This window comes from Paenibacillus sp. 598K (genome assembly GCF_003851045.1).
In the GTDB taxonomy this organism is placed as follows: Bacteria; Bacillota; Bacilli; order Paenibacillales; family Paenibacillaceae; genus Paenibacillus_D.
Window position 1 is genome coordinate 1 of sequence record NZ_BFBX01000211.1, and the last position, 3,935, is coordinate 3,935.

Genomic DNA, 3,935 nt, shown 5'->3' on the forward strand with positions numbered 1-3,935 from the left:
GGCGCGGCCTATGTGCCGATCGATCCGGCCTACCCGGCGGAGCGGGTCCGCTATGTGCTGGAGGACAGCGGCGTCGGCGTCGTTCTGACGCAGACCAAGCTGACGGGCGCCCTGAGCCGCCCGGAGGTGGACTATAGCGGCGCGCTGCTGTTGCTCGACGACAGCGAGCTGTCGATGCGCGGCAACATGGCCGGGCAGGCGTGGGCAGTCGGGCCGGCTGGTTCGGCGCTGCCCTCCAGCCTCGCCTACGTCATCTACACCTCCGGCTCCACCGGCGCCCCCAAGGGCGTGCTGATCGAGCAGCGCAGCGTCGTCAATCTGGTGCGCCACAGCTGGCTTCATCTCTATGAAGGCCGCTCGGAGCTGCGGATCGGCATGGTTGCCTCGCATATATTCGATGCATCGGTGCAGCAACTGTTCGTAGCGCTGCTCACTGGCAGCACGCTGTATGTGCTGACCGAGGAGGTCAAGGGTAATCCGGCGCTGTGGGTCGACTATCTGGTAGACCATCGCATCCAGGCGATCGACGGCACGCCTTCGTATCTCCATGTGATGCTGCAGGCCGGCGGACCGCGCAGCCGCGAGCTGCGGCTGGAGACGATGCTAATCGGCGGCGAGGCGCTGACGCCAGCCGTCATCGCGTCGATTCGCGAGGCGTCGGGCGGGGCGGACTTCCGGATCATCAACACGTACGGCCCCACAGAAACCTGCGTCGATGCGGCTTATTATCCTGTAGAGGAGAGCAACCGCGCGGTATGGAGCGAGCTGCCGACGATCCCGATCGGCTATCCGTCCGATGGCGCGCGCCTGTATATCCTGACGGCGCAGGACCAGCCGACGCCGATCGGCGTCACGGGCGAGCTGTGCATCGCTGGCGCGGGAGTCGGACGCGGTTATCTGAATCGGCCCGAGCTGACGGCCGAGCGGTTCGTCGCCGATCCGTTCGTACCGGGGGCGCGCATGTACCGCAGCGGCGATCTTGCCCGCTGGCTGCCGGACGGCACGATCGAGTATGCGGGTCGTCTCGACGATCAGATCAAGCTGCACGGCTACCGCATCGAGCTGGGCGAGATCGAGAGCGCGCTGCGCGCGCATCCGGACGTCGCCGATGCGGCAGTTATCGTCCGGCGCAGCGCGGGCGGCGATGGCCAGCTCGCGGCGTACTATACCGGCGCGCCGCAGCCCGGAGCTGCGCTGCGCGACTGGCTGCTCGGCCGCTTGCCGGCCTATATGGCGCCGCCGCATTATGTCCATCTCGAGCAGCTGCCCTTGGCCCCGAGCGGCAAGGTCAATCGTCAGGCGCTGCCGGAGCCGGGCGCGCTCTCGGCTGCGACAGCCGCGACGCCAGCGATGGAGCTGTCCGGGGCGGAGCGGCGGATCGCCCGGCTGTGGGAGGAGGCGCTGGGGGCGAGCGGACTTGGCCGCGACGCGCATTTCTTCGAGCTGGGCGGGCACTCGCTGAAGGCGCTGCTGCTGAGCGGCCGACTGAGCCGCGAGCTCGGCGTCGAGGTGCCGATGCACAAGCTGTTCGAGCACCCGACGCTGGGCGCGTTCGCCGATTGGCTGGCGGCGCAGCCGGGAGCGGCTGCGCGACTCGACCGGCCGATCCTCGCACCCGCTCCATTGCAGCTGGTCTATCCCGCGACCTCGGCCCAGCAGCGGATGGTCGTGCTGAACCGGCTGAACGCCGGCGACCGCAGCTACAATATGCCGCAGGCCTACCTGCTGCGCGGCGAGCTAGATCGCGAGCGGCTCGCGGCAGCGCTGTCTGCGCTCGTAGAGCGCTATGAGATCTTGCGCACGAGCTTCCATCTGGAGGGCGACGAGGTGCGCCAGCGGATCGCGACGTCGATGCCGCTCTCGCTGGAGGAGCTAGTCCTGGACTCGCGAGCCGGAGACGGCGAGCTTATGACCAAGGCAGACACAGCGTCCCGCCGAACGGAAGGCGAGGAGACGGTCGAAGATGCGACCGCATGGATCGACGGCGTGGCCGAGCTGATCGACGGCTGGGTGCGGCCATTTGATCTGGAGCGGCTACCCTTGCTGCGCTGCGGCTTGGCGCAGGTGGAGGAGCGCGAGCATCTGCTGCTGCTCGACATGCATCATATCGTCGCCGACGGCGTGACGATGTCTGTGCTGCTCGATGAGCTGGCGGCGCTCTACCAAGGCGAGGCGCTGGAGCCGGTCGAGCTGCAATACAAGGACTATGCGGTCTGGCAGCGGCAATGGCTGACCTCCGCCGACTATCGCGCCCAGGAGCGCTATTGGCTGGACGTCATGGCTGGCGAGCTGCCGGTGCTGGAGCTGCCGACGGACTATGAGCGTCCCGAGGTGCAGGAGACGGAGGGCAGCGCGCTCACCGTGTGCGTAGACGTGCAGACGGCTGCAGGGCTGAAGCGGATCGCGGCCGAGACCGGCTCGACGCTCTACATGGTGCTGCTGGCGGCGTACAAGACGTTGCTCTATCGGTACACCGGCAGCCGCGAGCTGATCGTCGGCGTGCCGGTATCCGGCCGGACGCTGCCCGAGGCCGCGTCGATGCCGGGGCTGTTCGTCAATACGCTGGCGCTGCGCACGTCGGCGGAGGGGACGGCTTCCTTTGCCGAATACGTGTGTCAGGTGAGAGGAACGGTGCTGGAGGCGCTTCGTCATCAGGATTATCCTTTCGAGGAGCTGGTTGATCAGTTGCAGCTGCCGCGCCATACCGGACGTCATCCGTTGTTCGATACGATGTTCGCGATGGGCGATGCGAGCTTCTCGGGTCGCCAGCTGTCGCAGTCGCGGGAGCTGGGGGATCTGACGCTGACAGGCTACCCGTTGCCGCTAGCTGCCGCCCAGTTCGATCTGGCGGTGACGGCGGAAGAGACAGAGCAGGGGCTGCTGCTGGAGCTTGTCTACTCTCGCAGCCTGTTCCGGCCATCGACCGTGGAGCGCCTGGCCGAGCAGCTGCTGGAGCTGCTGCGGCAGGCGGCGGAGCAGCCACGGCAGTCGCTCGATCTGCTGGAGCTCTCGCCGCCTCATGAGCGCGAGCGTCTGCTGACGGCATTCCAGCCGCCGCAGACTACGCTGAGCGAGCCGATGCTGCTGCACGAGCGCTTCGAGCAGCAGGCGCGGCGCTGTCCGGACCGGATCGCTGTCACCGACGGCGAGGTTTCGCTCACCTACGCGGAGCTGGATCGACAGGCGGATGCGTTGGCGGAGCGGCTGGTCCGGGCGGGCATCGTCCCGGAGTCGACCGTCGGCCTGCTGGCTAATCGCTCGACATCGATGGTGACAGGCTTGCTGGCGATCTGGAAGGCGGGAGGCGCGTATGTGCCGGTGTCGCCGACCTATCCTGCGGACTATATGGGCGCGATCCTGGCGGATAGCGGCGCAGCCGCCGTCGTCGTCGCGGACCCGGGACTGGCAGGGCTGCCAGAGCTGGCCGAGCCGTCCTTCGCCGGCCCGGTGCTCGTGCTGGATGACGGCGACGAGAGCGGTCTGGCCGACAGGCAGCAGTCTGTCGCCACGGACAGCGACGGACAGCCGAGCGATCCCGAGCAGTCGATAGTCGGCGAGAGCGGACGTCGACTCGCTTATGTCATCTATACGTCGGGGACGACGGGGCGGCCGAAGGGCGTGGAGATCGAGCATCGCAGCGCGATCAATCTGGCCGAGCATCTGCATCGCAGCGTGTATGGCGGCGCGGATGGCTTGCGGATTGCGTTGACGGCAGCGCATGTGTTCGACGCTTCGTTGCAGCAGCTGCTGACGGCGCTGCTGTCGGGCGGGACGCTCTACGTCGTGCCTGAGGCGATGCATCAGCAGCCGAGTCGCCTGTTGGAGGCGTTGGCCGATGCGCGCATCGACAGTGTCGACGGCACGCCGTCTTACCTCCGGGTACTGCTCGATGCAGCCGGAGAGACGAGGTATCCCGGCCTGCGCTGGCTGCTGGC

1 protein-coding gene is annotated in these 3,935 nt (G+C 67.6%); it reads left to right on the top strand.

Translation table 11 applies throughout. From position 1 onward, the window contains the following. Positions 1-3,935: non-ribosomal peptide synthetase (locus tag PA598K_RS34495; protein ID WP_128661237.1), on the top strand; the 3,935-nt coding region annotated here is incomplete at both ends.